16 protein-coding genes and 1 tRNA gene are annotated in these 19,012 nt (G+C 72.5%); 16 read left to right on the top strand and 1 reads right to left on the bottom strand.

The window, feature by feature from the left end; translation table 11 throughout:
- The first annotated feature begins 105 nt into the window (after nucleotides 1-105).
- The 5 genes from HDA34_RS04475 (at nucleotide 106) to lepB (ending at nucleotide 5,107) form a co-directional block, all read left to right on the top strand.
- Nucleotides 106-1,599, top strand: coding sequence for a sugar transferase (locus HDA34_RS04475; protein WP_060973906.1), 1,494 nt, complete (start codon nucleotides 106-108; stop codon nucleotides 1,597-1,599).
- A gap of 64 nt (nucleotides 1,600-1,663) precedes the next feature.
- Nucleotides 1,664-1,735: transfer RNA gene (locus tag HDA34_RS04470), tRNA-Gln, on the top strand.
- A gap of 37 nt (nucleotides 1,736-1,772) precedes the next feature.
- The gene (glmU, locus tag HDA34_RS04465; RefSeq protein WP_060973905.1) at nucleotides 1,773-3,266 is read left to right on the top strand and encodes a bifunctional UDP-N-acetylglucosamine diphosphorylase/glucosamine-1-phosphate N-acetyltransferase GlmU; all 1,494 of its coding nucleotides are present in this window, start codon (nucleotides 1,773-1,775) and stop codon (nucleotides 3,264-3,266) included.
- 111 nt (nucleotides 3,267-3,377) lie between these two features.
- Nucleotides 3,378-4,358: a ribose-phosphate diphosphokinase gene (locus tag HDA34_RS04460; protein ID WP_020627447.1), complete on the top strand. Its 981-nt coding sequence runs from the start codon at nucleotides 3,378-3,380 to the stop codon at nucleotides 4,356-4,358.
- Nucleotides 4,359-4,360: 2 nt separating this feature from the next.
- Nucleotides 4,361-5,107, top strand: coding sequence for a signal peptidase I (lepB, locus tag HDA34_RS04455; protein ID WP_060973904.1), 747 nt, complete (start codon nucleotides 4,361-4,363; stop codon nucleotides 5,105-5,107).
- Between the two features lie 51 nt (nucleotides 5,108-5,158).
- On the opposite strand, the gene HDA34_RS04450 is transcribed toward lepB, so the two are convergent.
- Complete coding sequence (locus HDA34_RS04450) at nucleotides 5,159-6,283, bottom strand: PqqD family peptide modification chaperone (protein ID WP_060973903.1); 1,125 nt, start codon at nucleotides 6,281-6,283, stop codon at nucleotides 5,159-5,161.
- Nucleotides 6,284-6,453: 170 nt separating this feature from the next.
- Between HDA34_RS04450 and HDA34_RS04445 the strand changes: the two genes are divergently transcribed.
- The 11 genes from HDA34_RS04445 to galE are packed head-to-tail and all read left to right on the top strand — an operon-like array spanning nucleotide 6,454 to nucleotide 19,002.
- Nucleotides 6,454-7,377, top strand: coding sequence for a glycosyltransferase family 2 protein (locus tag HDA34_RS04445; protein ID WP_060973902.1), 924 nt, complete (start codon nucleotides 6,454-6,456; stop codon nucleotides 7,375-7,377).
- Nucleotides 7,374-8,435, top strand: coding sequence for a CgeB family protein (locus HDA34_RS04440; protein WP_060973901.1), 1,062 nt, complete (start codon nucleotides 7,374-7,376; stop codon nucleotides 8,433-8,435). The genes HDA34_RS04445 and HDA34_RS04440 overlap by 4 nt, the downstream gene beginning before the upstream one ends.
- Nucleotides 8,432-9,553 (top strand): hypothetical protein, encoded by a 1,122-nt coding sequence (locus HDA34_RS04435; protein WP_060973900.1) that lies wholly within the window; start codon nucleotides 8,432-8,434, stop codon nucleotides 9,551-9,553. Before HDA34_RS04440 ends, HDA34_RS04435 begins: the two co-directional genes overlap by 4 nt.
- Nucleotides 9,550-10,341, top strand: coding sequence for an acylneuraminate cytidylyltransferase family protein (locus HDA34_RS04430; protein WP_060973899.1), 792 nt, complete (start codon nucleotides 9,550-9,552; stop codon nucleotides 10,339-10,341). The genes HDA34_RS04435 and HDA34_RS04430 overlap by 4 nt, the downstream gene beginning before the upstream one ends.
- Nucleotides 10,338-12,581, top strand: coding sequence for an N-acetylneuraminate synthase family protein (locus HDA34_RS04425; protein WP_134377295.1), 2,244 nt, complete (start codon nucleotides 10,338-10,340; stop codon nucleotides 12,579-12,581). The genes HDA34_RS04430 and HDA34_RS04425 overlap by 4 nt, the downstream gene beginning before the upstream one ends.
- The gene (locus HDA34_RS04420) at nucleotides 12,572-13,711 is read left to right on the top strand and encodes a glycosyltransferase family 4 protein (protein WP_233437083.1); all 1,140 of its coding nucleotides are present in this window, start codon (nucleotides 12,572-12,574) and stop codon (nucleotides 13,709-13,711) included. The genes HDA34_RS04425 and HDA34_RS04420 overlap by 10 nt, the downstream gene beginning before the upstream one ends.
- The gene (locus HDA34_RS04415) at nucleotides 13,708-14,853 is read left to right on the top strand and encodes an acyltransferase family protein (protein ID WP_134377296.1); all 1,146 of its coding nucleotides are present in this window, start codon (nucleotides 13,708-13,710) and stop codon (nucleotides 14,851-14,853) included. The genes HDA34_RS04420 and HDA34_RS04415 overlap by 4 nt, the downstream gene beginning before the upstream one ends.
- Nucleotides 14,850-15,887 carry a glycosyltransferase family 4 protein gene (locus HDA34_RS04410; protein ID WP_134377297.1) on the top strand — a complete coding sequence of 346 codons (1,038 nt, stop codon included), beginning with the start codon at nucleotides 14,850-14,852 and terminating at the stop codon, nucleotides 15,885-15,887. The genes HDA34_RS04415 and HDA34_RS04410 overlap by 4 nt, the downstream gene beginning before the upstream one ends.
- A 16-nt stretch (nucleotides 15,888-15,903) precedes the next feature.
- Nucleotides 15,904-16,866, top strand: coding sequence for a glycosyltransferase family 2 protein (locus HDA34_RS04405; RefSeq protein ID WP_166795213.1), 963 nt, complete (start codon nucleotides 15,904-15,906; stop codon nucleotides 16,864-16,866).
- A gap of 10 nt (nucleotides 16,867-16,876) precedes the next feature.
- Nucleotides 16,877-18,019: a glycosyltransferase gene (locus tag HDA34_RS04400; RefSeq protein WP_134377299.1), complete on the top strand. Its 1,143-nt coding sequence runs from the start codon at nucleotides 16,877-16,879 to the stop codon at nucleotides 18,017-18,019.
- Entirely contained in the window at nucleotides 18,019-19,002 is a 984-nt protein-coding gene (gene galE, locus HDA34_RS04395; RefSeq protein ID WP_134377300.1) for a UDP-glucose 4-epimerase GalE, read from the top strand. The genes HDA34_RS04400 and galE overlap by 1 nt, the downstream gene beginning before the upstream one ends.
- The last annotated feature ends 10 nt before the right edge of the window (nucleotides 19,003-19,012 follow it).

Below are 19,012 nucleotides of genomic sequence, written 5' to 3'. Positions count from 1 at the left end.
ACAGCTGAAGGCTGTTTCCGGCCTACAATCGGGGGCCGGGGCACAGCACCATGCCCGACCCCCACGACGTGGACCATCCCCCGCGTCAGGACGGAGGAGCAGAGCGTGATCGGGAGTCCCGGTGATGAGTCGACCGCGCTCCGTATGGGCTCGACTGCCCGCGGCCGTGTCCTGGGCCGGCCCTGGGAGCGGGGCCTTCCGCTGCTCGTCCTCATCGTGGACGTGGTCGCGGTCCTGCTCGCCACCTTCGTCTCGGCCCAGCTCCGCTTCGGCGGACCGCGGCGCACCACCCTCCCCGGTGCCGCACTCGTCGACTACAGCGTCATCAGCCTCGCGCTGAGCGCGGCCTGGGTGCTCGCGCTGACCATCCAGGGCTCGCGGGACATCCGGATCCTGGGGGTGGGCAGCGAGGAGTACAAGCGGGTTCTGCAGGGCACCCTCTACCTCTTCGGCACCGTCGCGATCCTCGCCTATGCGGCAGGTCTCGAAGTGGCGCGCGGCTACGTGGGCCTGGCTCTGCCGCTGGGCGTGCTCCTGCTCCTGCTGGGCCGGTTCCTTGTGCGCGGGTGGGTGGCGCGGCAGCGCCACCACGGCAGGTTCCGGCGGCGGCTCCTGCTCGTCGGCGGCCCGAAGGCGGTCCGGCACATCTTCCAGACCCTCGACTCCGAGGCCGGCGCCGGCTATGCCCCCGTGGCGGCGGCCCTCCCCGGATACAAGGCCCGGCAGGAGGACTACCTCCCGATACCGGTCTCCACGGACCTGGACACCGTGGAGGACGTGGTCGCCCTCGTGGAGGTGCGCGACGTCGAAGCCGTGGTGATCACCTCGGGCCACTCGTTCGTCCCCGGGGACGTCCGCCGACTGGGCTGGGAGCTGCAGGAGCGCGGCGTCTCCCTGATCATGGCGCCCGCCCTCGTGGACGTCGCCGGACCCCGCCTCCACACGCAGCCCCTCGCGGGCCTGCCGCTCATCCACCTCTCCACCCCGCGCCTCTCCGAGGGCAAGGCGTTCGCCAAGCGGGCGTTCGACGTCGTCGCGTCGGGGCTGGGCCTGATCGCCATCTCGCCGCTGCTGATCGCCGTCGCGATCGCGGTCAAGGCCACGGACGGCGGGCCGGTGCTGTTCCGGCAGGAGCGCATCGGTCTCGGCGGCAGGCCGTTCACCATGCTCAAGTTCCGTTCCATGGTGGTGGACGCCGAGGAGATCCGGCAGCGGCTCGTCTCGGACGGCGGGGATGCGGACGTGCTGTTCAAGATGAAGGACGACCCGCGCATCACCCGGGTCGGCAGGCTCATCCGCCGCACCAGCATCGACGAGCTGCCCCAGCTCGTGAACGTGCTGCGGGGGGACATGTCCCTCGTGGGCCCGCGGCCCCACCTGCCGCACGAGGTCGAGGCCTACGAGCAGTACGTGCACCGCCGCTTTCTGGTGCAGCCCGGCATCACGGGCCTCTGGCAGGTCTCCGGCCGCTCCGACCTCCCGTGGGAGGAGGCGGTCCGCCTGGACCTCTACTACGTGGAGAACTGGTCCATCCTGGGCGACCTCGTGATCCTGGGCCGGACCGTCAAGGCCGTGATCGCCGCCGACGGCGCCTATTGACCCCGGATCCGCGCGACCTGTGTGGAAGAATAGGCCGTCGTCGCCGCCCCCTGGGGTCCGGCGCTCCGCCCTGGTGTAATGGCAGCACGCCGGCCTTTGGAGCCGTGCGGTCTAGGTTCGAATCCTAGGGGCGGAACACCCGTCCTCTGACCCCCACCGGTGCAGGAGCCCCCATGTCCCAGCCGTCCGCCCGTCCCTCCGCCGTGATCGTCCTGGCCGCGGGCCAGGGCACCCGCATGAAGTCGACGACGCCGAAGATCATGCATGCGATCGGGGGGCGCTCCCTCGTGGGCCACGCGCTCGCGGCGGCCTGGTCGCTCGCGCCGGAGCACCTCGTGGCCGTGGTCCGGCACGAGCGGGCCCGCGTGGCCGAGCACATCGAGACGGTGGCGGCCCAGCTGGGCATCGACGCGCTGGCGATCGCCGACCAGGACGACGTGCCGGGCACCGGCCGCGCCGTCGAGCTGGGCCTGGCCGCCCTGCCCGCGGACCTTGAGGGCACCGTCGTGGTGACCTACGGTGACGTCCCGCTGCTGACCCCGGAGACCCTCGCCCGGCTCGTCGCGGACCACGAGGCGGACGGCAACGCCGTCACCGTGCTCACCGCCACCCTCGAGGACGCCACGGGCTACGGCCGCATCGTCCGCGACGCCGAGGGCCTCGTGGAGCGGATCATGGAGCACAAGGACGCCCTCGCCCACGCCGAGGCCACGGGGGATGACTCCTTCGTGGCGATCCGCGAGGTCAACTCCGGCATCTACGCCTTCGACGCCGCCCTGCTGCGCCGCACCCTGCCGGAGATCTCCACGGACAACGTGCAGGGTGAGAAGTACCTCACGGACGTGCTCGGCATGGCCCGTGCCGAGGGCGGCCGCGTCGCCTCGGTGGGCACGGACGACGTGTGGGAGGTCGAGGGTGCCAATGACCGCCGGCAGCTCTCCGACCTGGGCCGCCAGCTCAACGACCGCGTGCTGCGCGGCTGGATGAAGGAGGGTGTCACGGTCGTCGACCCGTCCTCCACGTGGGTGGACGTCACCGTCTCCCTCGCCTCGGACGTCAGGCTCAAGCCCGGCACCCAGCTGCATGGGGCGACGTCGGTGGCCACGGGCGCCGTCGTCGGCCCGGACTCCACCCTCACGGACACGCAGGTGGGGGAGGGCGCCGTGGTGAAGCGCACCGACGCCACGGAGGCCGTGATCGGCGCGGGCGCGACCGTCGGCCCGTTCACCTACCTGCGCCCGGGCACGGTGCTGGGGGAGGACGGCAAGATCGGCGCGTTCTACGAGACCAAGAACGTGACCGTGGGCCGCGGCGCCAAGCTCTCCCACCTGGGCTACGCCGGGGACGCCGAGATCGGCGAGTACACCAACATCGGCTGCGGCAACATCACCGCCAACTACGACGGCGTTACCAAGCACCGCACCGTGATCGGCGCGCACGTGCGCACCGGCTCGAACACGGTGTTCACGGCCCCGATCTCGGTGGGCGACGGCGCCTACACCGGTGCCGGCGCGGTGGTCCGCGATGACGTCCCGGCCGGCGCCCTGGCGCTGAACGCCGTGGCGCAGCGCACCATCGAGGGCTGGGTGCCCGCCAAGCGCCCCGGCAGCACGTCCGCGCAGGCCGCTGAGGCGGCCGGGGCGACGGTCGCGGACGCCGAGTGCTGATCCCTCGCGCCCTAGGATGGGTGCGAGGACCGGGCCGCCCCGGGCGGCCGACACCGACGCCGGACGCCGTCGGTCCTGAAACGCGAGACCACGAAGGATGTTGAGGACGTCATGACGGAGCTGAGCCGCAGCGAGGACAAGCGACTGGTGCTGGCCACGGGCCGCGCCCACCCCGAGCTCGCGCAGGAGATCGCCGAGGAGCTGGGCACCGAGCTGCTCCCCATGAGCGCCTACGACTTCGCCAACGGCGAGATCTACGTGCGCTCGGGCGAGTCGGTGCGCGGCAAGGACGTGTTCATCATCCAGTCGCACCCGGCGCCGCTGAACAACCACCTCATGGAGCAGCTGATCATGGTGGACTCCATGAAGCGCGCCTCCGCCCGCCGCATCACGGTGGTCTCGCCGTTCTACCCGTACGCCCGCCAGGACAAGAAGGGCCGCGGCCGCGAGCCGATCTCGGCCCGCCTCGTGGCGGACCTGTACAAGACCGCCGGCGCCTCCCGCGTGATGAGCGTGGACCTGCACACCGCCCAGATCCAGGGCTTCTTCGACGGCCCGGTGGACCACCTGTTCGCCATCCCGCTGCTGGCGGACCACATCCGCTCCAGCGTGGAGGGCGAGGAGGTCACGGTGGTCTCCCCGGACACCGGTCGCGTGCGCGTGGCGGAGCAGTGGGCGGACCGCCTGGGCGGTGTGCCGCTGGGCTTCGTGCACAAGAGCCGGGACCTCACCGTTCCGAACAAGGCCGAGTCCAAGACCGTGGTCGGGGACGTCGAGGGCCGCGTCTGCGTGCTGATCGACGACATGATCGACACGGGCGGCACGATCGCCGGCGCCGTGCAGATCCTCAAGGACGCCGGCGCGAAGGACGTCATCATCGCCGCCACGCACGCGGTGTTCTCGGACCCGGCCGCCCAGCGGCTCGGCGAGTGCGGCGCCCGCGAGGTCGTGGTGACCAACACCCTGCCCATCCCGGAGGAGAAGCGCTTCGAGACCCTCACCGTGCTCTCGATCGCCCCGCTGATCGCCCGCGCGATCCGCGAGGTCTTCGAGGACGGCTCGGTCACCAGCCTGTTCGACGGCGTCGCCTGACCATGGCCGAGCGCCTCGAGCCGGCCCACGGGGAAGACGGCGGCGCGGTGGCCGCGCCGCAGCCTCACCGTCCGCGCCTGCCGTTCTGGGCCTCCCTGCTGCTGAACGTGGTGGTGGCCCTCGCGGTCGTCGCCGTGGTGCAGGCCCTGTGGGTGAAGGTGTACTCGGTGCCGTCCGGCTCGATGGAGAACACCCTCGAGGTGGGGGACCGCATGCTGGTCAACCGCACCGCCTACCCGGACGGGATGGCCGACTCCCAGGACGTGGTGGTCTTCACGGCCAACGAGGACTGGGCGCACCCCATGCCACCGGAGGGGGCCGTGGAGAACGCCGTCCGCACGTTCGGCGACCTCACCGGCATCGGCCGCTCGCACGAGCAGGCGTTGGTCAAGCGCGTGGTCGGCACCGCGGGGCAGACCGTGGAGTGCTGCACCGCCGAGGGCGCGGTGACGGTGGACGGGGAGCCCGTGGACGAGCCGTACATCCACAACGATCTGCCGTTCATCCGGGACGAGCTGGACTGCGAGTCCGAGGTGATGTCCGCGCGCTGCTTCGGCCCGGTCACCGTGCCGGACGACTCGATGCTCGTGCTCGGCGACCACCGCTCGAACTCGGCCGACTCCGTGATCGCGTGCCGCGGCATCCCCGCCGACCAGGCCGGGGACTGCGCCCGCTTCGTCACCCGCGAGGACATCGTGGGCGAGGTGTTCGTGACCGTCTGGCCGCCCACGCACTGGGGCGGGCACTGATCTCCTGAGGGGGCGGGCCCTGGGCGCCGGCCGTCTCCGGGCCGGGCCGGCTCAGCCGGCCGTGGCCAGCTGCACGGCGATCAGGGCGTCCATCGTCTCCTGCACCCGGGCCTCGGCGTCCTCGGGCACGGGTCCTTCGGTGCGGAGGCAGGCCACCACGTCGGCGGCCGTCCGCGGCTCGTCCAGCAGGAGCCAGACGGACGGGCCCAGACCTTCGAGCACGACCAGGCGGTCCGAGGCGAGCAGGACCAGGCGGCCGTGGTCGGTCAGGATGCCGTCGTCGACGGCGCAGCGGGACACCGCGCCCGGGACCGCCGCACCGACCGAGGCCCGCAGCTCCTCATCGGTGAGCGCCTCCCAGGCGGGGGTGACGGGCGTGGGCGGGGCCGCCAGCAGGCCGTCGACGACGCCCCGCAGGTCCTCGGCTTCGGCGTAGACCAGGCGTTGGGCGCCGCCGACCGCGTCGAGGACACGGCAGAGCGTCACGAGGCCGCGGGGGAGCAGGGAGAGGGAGGACGTCTGGGGGACGAGCGCCCCCAGCGCAGCCACGAGCTCCATGGGCTCCGCCCGCGGCGACACCGAGCCCTCCGGATCCCGCACGCGATCCAGCACGGTGATCCGGGCCAGTCGGGCGTCAGGAAGGGTCGGGCCGAGACCGAGGTCGTCCGGGCCGCGCTGGGTCTTCGGCCGCACTCCGTGTGCCTCCAGCACGGACAGCGGCTTGGGGTACGGGGTGACGGCCAGGCCGTCCGGGGCGATGATCGCCGTCTCGTCGGTGAGATAGTCGAAATGGGGTCCCAGCCGGCGCGTGGCCGTCGTCTTGCCCGTCCCGGACGCCGCCACCAGGACGATCGCCTCCCCGGTGTCCGGTGCGGCGAGGCACGCGGCATGGAACATCAGGTGGGTGCCGCGGGCGGACTCGATCGCCTGCGAGGTCGCCAGGAACACCAGGTCCTCGTGCCACTGGAGCCACGGACGCGCGGCGCCTGCGCCCCGGTGCGCATCCGCGTCGGCGGGCGACTCCACGGCCTCCACACCGCATCGGGCCCAGGACTCGATCACCTCCGCCCGCTCGTCTCCCGTGAGGCCGCTGACCGTCACAGCATCGAGTCCGGCGCCGATGCGCAACGCGGTCGTCTCGCGCGTGGCTTCGTCCTCCCCCTGGGTGCCGGGCATGGCTCACCCCTTCCATCCCGTGGTTGTCCGGTCAGTGTACCGAGCACCGTGTCGACGGCCACGAGGCCGCCCCGTCGGACGGCACGGGTCCTCGCCAGAGCCTCCCTATACTCGACACAGGTTCTCGGGCGCTGGGTGCGCCCTCCATCCGAGCTGAGGGAGGAGCCCGCATGGCAGCCCAGTCGCCCACGGCGGCGGTGACCGTGGTGATCCCGCACTACGGCGATCCGGCCCCCACCCTCGCCCTCGTCGACCGCCTGCTGAGCGATCCCGGAGACGCGCTGGCCGCCGTCGTGGTCTCGGACGACGCCTCGCCCACCCCGTACCCCGAGGCGCACGATCCGCGTCTGACCGTGGTGCGCCGCGAGCGCAACGGCGGCTTCGGGGCGAACGTGAACACCGGCCTGGCCGCGGTCACCACCGAGCTGGCCCTGGTCCTCAACTCGGACGCCGAGATCACGGGGGCGCAGATCGACGCGCTGGTGGTTGCGGCCGCTCCGTACCAGCCGGCCGTGGTCAGTCCGCAGGTCGTCAACGGGGACGGCACGCCGCAGTGGTCCGGGCGGCACTTCCCCACGGTGCTGCACCAGACCGTCGAGTGGCTGACCCCGCTGGCCCGCTTCCGCCACCTGGACGTGCTCCACGAGGCCGTGGGGCACGACGTCGCGGCGGCCCGGTCCGCCTCGCCCGTGGCGGTCGACTGGGTGATGGGCGCCGTGCTGCTCCTGCCGATGGCGCAGGTCCGCGCCGTCGGCGGGTTCGACGAGGAGTACTTCATGAATTCCGAGGAGGTCGACCTGCAGCGCCGCCTGCGCGAGCGCGGCGTGCCGTCGATCGTGGTGCCGGCCGTCCGTGTGCCGCACGGGCTGCACGGCTCCTCGGACCCGCTGCGCCGGCGCGGCTGGCTGGTGGACTCCCGGTACCGCTACGCCCGGAAGTTCGGTCACCCCTGGGCCCTCAAGGCCGCGCTCACCGCGGCGACGGGGGCGAACTTCGCCGTGAACGCGCTCCGGCAGGCCCGGGGTGTGGACGTGGACGCCCGCGCCGTGCTCCGGGACGAGCACGCGCTGGTCTGGAGGGGGCAGCGCCGATGAGCGCCACCGGTTACACCGTGCCCGCGCCGCCCGACGCGCGGGGCGGCCGCTCACCGGAACGGCTGTTCCTCGTCTCGCCGGCGTTCCACGGCTACCACCGCTCCATCGCGGCGGCGTGGGCTGCCCAGGGCTTCGACGTCACGGTGCACTGCTACGACGCCTACGCCACGCTCGGCATGAAGCTGCGGAACAAGGGGCTGCTCGAGCTGCCGCAGAAGGCGGGCGTGGACCGCACGGCCGCGCGGGTCGCCTGGGACACCGGGCGGGCCGTGGCCGCGCTGCGTGAGGCCCGGCCGGACCGCGTGCTCGTCATCAAGGGGGACTCGCTGGGCGAGGACTTCTGGTCCGAGATCCTCGATGCGGGCCTGCCCCGCATGCTCTGGCTGTACGACGACCTCGCGCGGCACGACTACTCGATGGAGTTCCTGCGCTCCGTCGGGCCGGTGCTCAGCTACGCCCGCTCCGAGGCCGAGCTGCTGGCCGGCGAGGGCGTGGACGCCCACTACATGCCCAACGGTTTCGACCCGGCCATGGCGCTGCCCCAGGTGCCGCGGAGTGACGAACTGGTCTTCGTGGGCTCGCGCTACCCGAACCGCGTGGAGCTGCTTTCGCGCCTGGCCGCGGCCGGGGTGCCGGTGCGCGCCTACGGGCGTCAGTGGAGCCACCACCCGGTGGACCGCCTGCGCACGTGGGAGCTGACCCGGCCGGACCTGCCGGCCGAACGGGACATCCCCCTCGAGGAGGCGTACGCCGTGCAGGCGGCCGCCGCGGGCGCCATCAACATCCACGGCCTGCAGGCCGGCCACGCGATGCGGACCTTCGAGGTGCCCGGCATGGGCGGTCTCCAGCTCGTCGATCGGGCCGACGTGGCCGAGTTCTACGTCCCGGACGAGGAGGTGCTCGTCTTCGAGGACGCGGACCACCTCATCGAGCAGGCCCGCCGGGTCGTCGCGGACCCCGCCTGGGGAGCGCGCATCCGGGAGGCCGGCCGCCGCCGGTCGCACGCGGAGCACACGTTCGCGCACCGGGCGGCCATGGCCCAGGGGTGGTGGGCATGACCGACGCGCCCCTCTTCTGGCGCTCCGAGGACCTGCCGCGCTGGCACGCGTGGCAGCGCGCCCAGTGGCCGCTGACCCGGCGGGCCGCGGACACCGCGCGCTCGACCGTGCGCGGCGTGGCCGGCGCCCTGACACGCCGCCGGTCCACCGGCGACGACGCTCCCCGACTGCTCCTGCCGGCGGGGGACGTGCACACCCTCGTCGCCCTCGAGTCCTTCGGCCCCACGCAGCTGGCCGCGCTGGCCTCGCCCGTGGCCGCCCTGGCCACCGCGCGGCCGGAGGTCGCCGCCGGGGTCGGCTGGGTGCTGCCCGCCGGTGACGCACCCGCCCTGCCCGGGGCCGCGGGTCACCGGGAGCACGCCGCCACCGCCGACGTCGTGACGGATCGCCTGTCCGGGCTCCGCCGCGTCCTGGTGGCGGGGGAGTACCTGCCCTCGGGTCGCGCCGCCGTGCGCTGGGCCCGGCAGCGGGGGGCGCGGATCGGCGTCGTCCAGCACGGGCTGCTGGCCGTGTCCACGCCGCCCGTCCCGCAGGACGCCACCCTGTACGCCTTCACGAGCACGGACGCGGACTGGTGGACCCAGGGCCGCGCCGATGTGGAGGCCGTCCCGGTGGGCTCGGCGCTGCTGGAGCAGGCCCGCCAGACCGCGCCCGCGCTCTCGGGTGCCGGGGACGACGGTCCCGGGGTGTTCCTCGGCCAGCTGCACGGCGCCGAGCTGCCCCGCCGGGACTTCGCCGCGGCCGCCGGACAGTACGTGCGGGCCACCGGCGCCGCCTACCGCCCCCACCCGGCCGAGGGGGACCGCCTCTCCCGCGGCCAGCACGCGGCCTGGCGCAGGGCCGGGGTGCGGATCGACGACGCCGGGGCGCCCCTCGTCGCCACCCGCGGGCCCGTGGCCGCCGTCTTCTCCACCGGGATCCTCGAGGCCGCGCAGGCCGGCAGACCCGCATGGGCCGTCCACCCGGACCCGCCCGCCTGGCTCGAGGGGTTCTGGCGGCGCTACGGCATGACCCGGTGGCGGCCCGGCCGCACCCCGGAGCCCACCCCGCCCCTGGCCTCGCCGACCGCAGACCCCGCGGCCGCGATCGCCGAGCACGTCTGGAAGGAGTCCGCGTGAGCATCCTGTGCGTCATCCCCGTGCGCGGCGGGTCCCGGGGGCTGCCCGGCAAGAACATCCGCCTCCTGGGCGGCCATCCGCTCGTGGCCTGGACCATCCAGGCCGCCCTCGAGGCGGAGGAGGACCTGCACGTGGTGGTCTCCACGGACTCGGCCGAGATCGCCGAGGTCGCCCTCCGCTACGGCGCGGACGTCCCGGGCCTGCGCCCGGCCCACCTGGCCCAGAATTCGACCCCCACCGAGCCCGTGATCGAGCACGTGCTCGCGGCCGAGCGCGCGGCCGGCGTCGAACCCGAGGGCGTGATGCTGCTCCAGGCCACCAGCCCGTTGCGCCTGCCCGGCACCCTGGACCGCGCCGTGCGGCAGTTCCGGGACACGGGGGTGGACTCGCTGGTCGGCGTCGTCCCGGTGTCCCCGTTCCTGTGGCGCCACGCCGAGGACCCCGACGGGGAGCCGATCCCGGACTTCGACGTCACGGCGCGCAAGCGTCGGCAGGACATGTCGCGCGCCGATCTGCGGTTCCGCGAGAACGGGTCCCTCTACGTGACGCGCCCCTGGGTCTACGACCGGCTGCACAACCGGCTCGGCGGCCGGATCGGCCTGCTGGAGCTCGACGACCTCGAGGGCGTGGACATCGACACCGAGCTGGACTTCGCCCTGGCCGAGCAGCAGATGGACCAGTACCTGGCGGTCCAGAAGGTGCTCCAGCACCGCCCCGACCTCGGTGCCCTGCGCACCAACGAGACCCCCACCACCGGCCCGAACCGCACCCCCGGAGGCGCGCAGTGATCATCGAACGCAGGCTCACCCCCTACCTCGTCTTCCCCGAGGACTCGCTCCTGGTCGCCCTGCACAAGATGACCGACAACCGCGAGCGTGCCGTGTTCGTGGTGGACTCCCACGGCTTCCTCGTCGGCTCGCTGACGGACGGGGACGTGCGTCGCTGGCTCATGGCGCATCCGGAGGCCTCGCTGGACGTGGCCGCGGCCGACGTCGCCCACCACGACCCGGCGACGGCGCCCCTGGGCGCCTCCCCGGCCGAGATGCGCGAGGCCCTGCCCGCCGGGGCGCTGCACCTGCCGCTCCTGGACGAGCGCGGCCGCCTGACGGCCCTGGCGATCAACCGGGAGGCCGAGCTGCGGATCGGCGGGCACCGGATCGGGGAGGGCCACCCGGCGTTCCTGATCGCGGAGATCGGCAACAACCACCAGGGCGATGTGGACCTGGCCCGCCGTCTCGTGGACCTGGCCGTCGAGGCGGGCGCGGACGCCGTGAAGTTCCAGCTGCGGGACATGGACGCCCTCTACCGGCAGTCCGGTGCGGCCACCGCCGGTGAGGACCTGGGGGCCCAGCGCACCCTGGACGAGCTGGCCAAGTTCTCGCTCTCCGCCGAGGACATGGTGCGGGTGTTCGACCACGTCCGGGACGCCGGCGTCGCCCTGATGTGCACCCCGTGGGACGCCCCGTCCATGCGGGTGCTGCGCGAGTACCCGGTGGACGGCGTGAAGATCGCCTCGGCGGACCTGACGAACCACGGTCTGCTGCGGGACGCGGCCGCCTCCGGCCTGCCGATGGTGCTCTCCACCGGCATGTCCCGGGAGGAGGAGATCCGCGAGTCGGTGGCCCTCGTGCGCTCCTCCGGCGTCCCCTTCGCGATGCTGCACGCCCAGTCCACGTACCCCGCCCCCTACAAGGACGTGAACCTGGCCTACCTGGACCGGCTCGCGGAGATCGCGCAGACGCCGGTGGGCTACTCGGGGCACGAGCGCGGCTTCCACGTGGCCCTGGCCGCGGTGGCCCGGGGCGCTGCGATCATCGAGAAGCACTTCACCGTGGACCGCGGGCTCGAGGGCAACGACCACAAGGTCTCCCTGCTGCCGGAGGAGTTCGCGCAGATGGTCCGGCAGACGCGGGACATCGAGGAGTCGATCGGCGTCGGGAACGAGCGCGTGGTCTCCACGGGCGAGGCGATGAACCGCATCAACCTGGCCAAGTCCCTGGTGGCGGCCCGTCCGCTGCGGGCCGGCGCCACGATCACCGCGGACGACGTGACCGTGAAGTCCCCGGGCCGCGGCCTGCAGCCCAACGAGCTGCCGCGCCTGGTCGGCCGCACCCTGCACCGCGAGATGGCCGAGGGCGACTTCTTCTTCGCCGGCGACCTCACGGACACGGTGCCCACCGGGCGCCAGTTCCAGTTCCGGCGCCCCTGGGGCCTGCCGGTGCGCTACCACGACGTCGAGGCGCTGACGAAGGACTGCACCCCGGACTTCCTGGAGTTCCACTTCTCCTACAAGGACCTCGAGATCGACATCGACTCGGTGTTCAGCGAGCCCATGCCGATGGGCTTCACCACCCACCTGCCGGACATCTTCTCCGGCGACTTCCTCGTGGACCTGGCCAGCGACGACGACGCCGTGTGGGAGCGCTCGATCGCCGAGGTGCAGCGCACGATCGACATCACCCGGGACCTGAAGCGCTGGTTCCCGTCCGAGGAGGCGCCCATCATGGTCATCACCATGGGCGGGTTCACCCTGGACCGGCACATCCGCCCGGAGGAGCGGCTGCCGAAGTACGCGCGCATCGCCGAGGCCGTGAAGCGCCTGGACACGTCCGGCATCCGGATCGCCGCGCAGACGCTGCCGCCGTTCCCGTGGCTGATGGGCGGTCAGCAGTACCACAACCTCTTCATGGACCCGGACGACACCGTGGCGTTCGTGGAGGCCACGGGGGTGCCCCTGTGCCTGGACATCTCCCACTCCAAGCTCTCGGCCACGTTCCTGGGGATCCCCTTCTCGGAGATGGTGGAGAAGCTGGCCCCGCACACCATCCACCTGCACCTGGTGGACGCCACCGGTGTGGACGGGGAGGGACCGCAGATCGGCGAGGGCGACGTCGACTGGCCCGTGCTGTGCGAGCAGCTGGACCGCCTGGCCCCCGGGGTGAGCTTCATCCCGGAGATCTGGCAGGGCCACATCAACAACGGCGAGGGCTTCTGGACGGCCCTGGACCGCCTGGAGCAGTGGCTGTGATCCCCGAGGCCGCGAGGACCACTCCGGCCCCGCTGACGCTCTGGGTGGTGCCCGTCGCCGACCTCGGCGGCGTGGCCCGGCACGTCCTCGACGTCGCGCGCGTGGGCCTGCCCGGCCTGCGTCTGGCGGTGCTCTGCCCCGAGGGGCCGCTCGCCGAGCGCCTGCGCGAGCAGGGGGCGGCGGTGTTCACCGGGGACGTCGGTCCCGACGCCGGCCTGGCCGCCTCGGTGCGCACGCTCCGGACGGCGGTGCGCACCCTGCGCCCGGCCGCGGTCCACACGCACCTGGCCTACGCCGACCTTGCGGCGTTCGCCGCGCTCGGCCCGGGGCGGGCCCGGCGGCGGCCCGGTGCGCCGGCGCTGCTCAGCACTGAGCACGGGATCGCCCCGGACGATGGGCTGTACAACCGCGCCGCCGCGGCCCGGGTGAAGAACGCCGCGCACCGCGCCCGGCTGCGCGGCACGGACCTCGTGATCGCGGTGGCGCAGTCCACCGCGGACGTGCTCCGCCGCAAATGGGGTGCGGGGGCGCCCCTCACCGTGGTGCGCAACGGCGTGGACGTGCCTGCGGTGCGCGCCGCGGCCGCGGGGCGGCGGCGCGCACCGGGGGAGGGGCTGCGGATCCTCTCCCTGTCCCGGCTGGCCCCCGAGAAGAACCTCGACCGGCTGATCGCCGCGCTGCCCGCCCTGCTGGAGCGCGATCCCGAGACGCGGGTGACGCTGGCCGGCACCGGGCCGCTCGCCGCGGCGTTGCGCGCCCAGGCCGAGGCGCTCGGTGTGGCGGATGCGGTCGACCTGCCCGGCTTCGTGGAGCCGTGGGGCACCATGGCCGAGCATGACGTGCTGGTGCAGCTCTCCGCGTGGGAGAACCTCAGCTACACCCTGCTCGACGCCGCGGCCGCCGGCCTGCCCGCCGTCGCCACGGACGTGGGCGGCAACGGGGAGATCCTGCCGCCTGAGCGCCTGGTCCACGAGACCACGCCGGCGGCCATCGCCGACGCCGTCGTGCGTGCCGCCGGCGAGGGCCCGGGCGAGGTGCGCGTGGGCGACGTGGAGACGATGGCTCGGGCCACCGCCGAGGCGACCCTCGAGGTGCTCGGGCGCCGGGTGGGGAAGGGCGGGCACCGATGACCGCGGCGAGCCCGAACGAGCCGGGGGCGGCCTCGGTGGCCCCGGCCGAGAAGCGAGTGCCGGGGCCCCGGTTCCGGGAGCTGGACGGCCTTCGGGGGATCGCGGCGCTGGCCGTGGTGTTCTCGCACTTCGGCGGTACGCACAATTTCCACTACCGCGACGATCCCCCCGCTTTTCATGACTTCGTCTGGGGTGGCACGGGGGTCCAGCTGTTCTTCATGATCAGCGGTTTCGTGATCCTCATGACCGCGCGCCGGGCCTCGCGTCCCAGCGATTTCGTCATCTCCCGAGCCGCCCGGCTGTACCCGCCGTACTGGCTCTCGCTTGCATTCGCCGTGGTGATCCTCGCCCTCGTTCAGGTGCCGGGGTACTCGCTGAGTCCGGGGCAGATCATCGTCAACCTCACGATGGTCCAACGATGGTTGCTGGTCGACGATGTGGTCGACGTCTACTGGACCCTGGCGGTCGAGATGCAGTTCTACGCACTTGTCTTGACCCTCCTCATCCTCAGCCGGTGTCGCCTGTCGGACCGTCTGGTCCTGTGGGCATGCCTGGGTTGGTCTGTGTTGTCCTGGACGGTGGTGGCTGTGACGTCACAGGCCGCGGCGCCACGCCCAGCGGGGGACCCCACGTGGGTCAAACTCGTCAACAACATCACTGTTGCCGAGTATGCGCCCATGTTCGTCCTGGGCATGGTGGTGTTCCTGGCACGGGAGACGGGTCGCCACCGACGAGCGGTGGCCGCAGCCTATGCATCGGCTGTCGTGAGCCCCTTCGTTTTGCGCGACATGACCCTTGGGCTCTGGGTGCTGGCAGCAGCGACCCTGTTCACTGCTGTGGCCCTCCGACGAAGGACGTGGCTCCTCACAACGCCGCCCTTCCAGTTCTACGGCCGGATCAGCTACTCCCTGTACATCATCCACGTCATTCCCGGTTATCTGGTCATCCATGCTCTATGGCCGTACGTAGGCCGAAACATGGCCATGCTCGTGGCCTTGGCCGTGGTCTCCGTGCTCGCCTGGGCCCTGCAGAAGTACGGCGAGGAGCACCTCGGCCGCGCGGCCAAGCGGGGGCTGACCCGCGTCCGCTCCGTCGTGGACGCGCGGACCGGACATCCCCGATCCCTGGAGCCGGCCCGATGACCGGACGCATCTGGATCCTGGCGAACCAGGGCGAGGTGGGCGGCGGCGAGGTGATGCTGCACCACCTCGCCACGGCGTTGCGCGAGCTGGGGCGGGACGTGGGCGTCGTGGCCCCGGCCCACCCGGCCGAGACCGCCGATCGCCTGGCCGCGGACGGCTTCGACGTGGTCCGCGTGGGCGGGCCCGGACGCCTGGGGTACCTGCGTGCTCTCCGGGCCTGGGACCGTGGCCGTGGCGGGGACGACGTCGTGTGGTGCAACGGGCTGCTGCCGGCCACGGCGCTGGCCGGCCGGCCGCGCCGGATCGTGCACCTGCATCAGGTACCCGAGAAGCCGGTTCTGCGGGTGTTCTCCGCCCTGGCGCGTCCCGGTGCGCTCGCGGTCCTCGCGCCGTCCCGATTCGCGGCGGACCGCATCCGCGGGGCGCGCGTGCTCCACAACTGGGTTCCGGCCCCGACGGCGCCGCAGACACGGCGGGCCCGCGGTGCCGATGAGCTGGTGACCGTGGGCTTCCTTGGCCGCCTGTCCGAGGACAAGGGCATCGTCACCCTGCTGGAGGCCGCCGCGCTGCTGTGGAAGACCGACCCGGGTGCTTTCGTGTTCCGCATCGCGGGGGAGAGCCGGTTCGTAGCGGATGACGAGGCCGACCGGCTCGCCACCGCCCTGAAGGCAGCCGGTGAGGACGTCCAGGTGCTCGGCTGGCAGGACACCGCCCAGTTCCTGACCACGGTGGACGTGCTGGCCGTGCCGTCGCAGTGGGCCGAGGTCTTCGGCCTGGTGACGGCCGAGGCGATGGCGGCGGGCGTTCCGGTGGTGGCCTCCGATGCGGGGGCCGTTCCCGAGGTGGTCGGCAGCGATCACCCCTTCGTTGTTCCGCAGCGCGACGCTGCCGCACTCGCGAATTGCTTGCGGGCAGTACGTGCGGTCGATCTGGGCGCGGTGGCCCACTCCCAGCGGCACCGCTGGGCGTCGCTGTTCTCTCCCGAGGCCGGCCGCGCCGCCGTCGCCGAGCTCCTGGATGACCTGTCCCTATGATCCCCGCGGAGGACTCATGACCGAGACGCCCCTGACCCCCGAGGCCAGCGTGATCGTCCCCAGCCGGGGCGGAGCCCAGCGGCTGCCGCGCCTGATCGGCGCCCTCGCCGCGCAGGAGGACGCCCCGCCGTTCGAGGTCCACGTGGCCGTGGACGGGGATGTGGACGGGTCGGCAGCGGTGCTCGCCCAGTTGGCCGCAGAACATCCGGGCCTGGACCTGAGCTGGACCGTCTTCGGCGAGAACCGCGGACGGGTCGCTGCGCTCAACGCAGGGGCCGACGCGACGTCCGGACGCATCCTCATCCGCGCGGACGACGATCTCGAGCCCGGACCGCACTACATCCGGGACCACGTGGCCGCTCATGAGGAGGGTCCTCGGGGTGTCATCGGCCTGACCAAGGACGTCCTGCCCGAAACGGCCTATCAAAAGGTCTACGGCACGGCGCAGGGGCGCACCCACCGGGCCCACGCATACGCTCTGCCCGCAGAGCAGCAGTGGCGGCACTGGGCGGGCAACGTCTCCGTGCCCCGCACTCTGCACGAGGAGCTCGGCGGCTACGACCCGGACTACCGCCGCTACGGGTGGGAGGACGTCGACTTCGGCTACCGGCTCCACGCGGCGGGATACCCCGTGGTGATCTGCCCGGAGCTGGAGACGCGGCATCATGCCGCCGCCGCGACGACGTACACCAAGGCCCGCCGGGCCCTGCACTCGGGTTCTGCCCGGCAGATCTTCATCGCCAAGCACGGGGCGGACGCACTCGGCGGGGACCGTGCCCCAGGCGGGCCGTGGGGCGCCGCCGTGCGGGCGGTGGCTGCTCTGAGCACGGAGCGCACGATCCAGTACAGTTCCGCCGTCGTCGAGCGTGCTGCTGCCGTGTTGCCAGCGTCAATCGCACGAAAGCTGATCGCCTTGCAGGTCGAGGCCGCCGCGGAGACCGGACGCACTCGGCCGGGGCGTGCCCGCCGACAGTTCTGAGGGGAGCACCATGACCGACATGACACGCGGCCGCATCGCGATCGCCCACGACTACCTGACGCAGAAGGGCGGAGCCGAGCGGGTCGTCCTGGCCCTGCACCGCATGTGGCCGGACGCCCCGATCTACACGACCTTCTACGACCCCGAGGGGACGTTCCCGGAGTTCAAGGACGCCCGGATCATCACCTCCCCCCTGAACCGGGTCGGCGTCCTGCGCAGGGATCCGCGCCGCGCCCTGCCGTTGCTGCCCGTCGCCTCCTCGCTCATGCACGTGAAGGAGCCGGTCGCGGTGGTCTCGACCTCCGGATGGGCCCACGGATTCCGTTACGACGGCGCCACGCTCGTCTACTGCCACACCCCGGCGCGCTGGGTCTACCTGCTGGACGACTACCTGGGCGAGGACGGTCAGAACAGCATCAAGGGCCGGATCGCCCGCGTGCTGCGCCCGGGTCTGCGCAGGTGGGACCGCGCGGCCGTTCGACGTCGATCACGCTATGTGGCCAACTCCACGGTGGTGAAGGAGCGCATCGAGGAGGTGTACGGGCTGATAGACGTGCCCGTCGTGTTCCCGCCGCACTCGGTGTCCACTGATGGACCCCAGGAGCCGATCCCGGGCGCCGAGCACCTTGCCGAGGGCGGATACTTGCTCTCCGTGGCGCGGCTCATGCCGTACAAGCACGTGGACGTGGCCATCCGTGCAGCGGAGCGCACCGGCCTGCGGCTGCTGGTGATCGGCAAGGGCCCCGAAGAGGCGCGCCTGAAGGCGATGGCTGGCGACGGCGTCGTCTTCGCCCAGGACCTCACCGACGCGCAGCTGCGCTGGGCCTACGCCCATGCCACCGCGCTGATCGCGGCCAGCCACGAGGACTTCGGAATCACTCCCCTGGAGGCGAGCGCGTGGGGCGTCCCCACCGTGGCGCTGCGGGCCGGCGGGTATCTGGACACGATCACAGAGGGCGTCAACGGGGTGTTCGTCGAGGCGCCCACGGTGGAAGCCGTGACCGATGGCGTCGAGCAGGCGCTGGCCCGGGACTGGGACCCCCCTGCGATGCGGGCGCACGCGGAGCGCTTCTCGGAGGACCAAATCGCCCGTCAGGTCCGCACCCAACTTGGGCAGCTCCAGACCCATGCCCGGAACAAGGGGGCGATGTGATGACCTGGGTCGTGACCGGAGGCGCCGGCTACATCGGGGCGCACGTCGTCCGGGCGTTTAGGGAGCGGGGTCTGCCGGTCGCGGTCGTAGACGACCTGTCCACCGGGCACCGGGAGTTCGTCCCCGACGGCGTCCCGTTCTTTCATGCGGATGTCACGGACACCGCAGCGCTGACGGCGGTGCTCCGTGAGAATGAGGCAGAGGGGGTCGTCCACGTCGCCGGGTACAAGTACGCGGGGGAGTCTGTTCGGGTGCCGTTGACGGCGTACCACGTCAACGTCCAGGGAACCGCGAGCGTGCTCGCCGCGATGGTGGCCGCGCAGGTGCAGAACATCGTCTTCTCGTCGTCGGCTGCGGTCTACGGGACACCGGCCGTTGAGCGGGTCACCGAGGACACACCGCCGGCACCTGAGTCGCCGTATGGCAAGTCCAAGCTAATCGGAGAGTGGCTGCTGCGGGACCAGGGGCGTGCCGTCGGCATCCGTCACACCAGTCTGCGGTACTTCAACGTGGTCGGATCCGGGTGGGCGGACATCACGGATCTCAGCCCCCACAACCTCTTCCCCCTGGTCTTCTCTGCGCTGGAGAGGGGCGAGCGGCCCCGTATCTTCGGCGACGACTATGCGACCCCCGACGGCACCTGCATCCGGGACTACGTCCACGTCCAGGATGTCGCGGACGCGCACGTGGCGGCCGCGCGGGCGCTGACGTCCGGCGCGGGCCTGCACTCCGTGTACAACCTGGGGTCGGGGGAAGGGACCTCTGTGCGCAAGATCATGGCCGCGGTCCGTGACGTCACGGGGGTCTCCGACCCGCCGGAGGTGCACGCCCGACGCCCCGGGGATCCGGCGCGAATCGTGGCGGACGGCACGCTGGCAGCCCAGGACCTCGGCTGGCGTATGCGCCACTCGGTGGAGGACATGGTCCGGTCGGCGTGGGACGCCCATCGACGCCTGGGGATCTCAGCAAGCGGCGACGAATAGGCGAATCGGT

The sequence above is a fragment of the Micrococcus luteus genome (assembly GCF_014138885.1).
GTDB lineage: Bacteria > Actinomycetota > Actinomycetes > Actinomycetales > Micrococcaceae > Micrococcus > Micrococcus luteus.
Note: the sequence above shows the minus strand (reverse complement) of the source record. Positions and strands in the feature narration are given on the sequence as shown.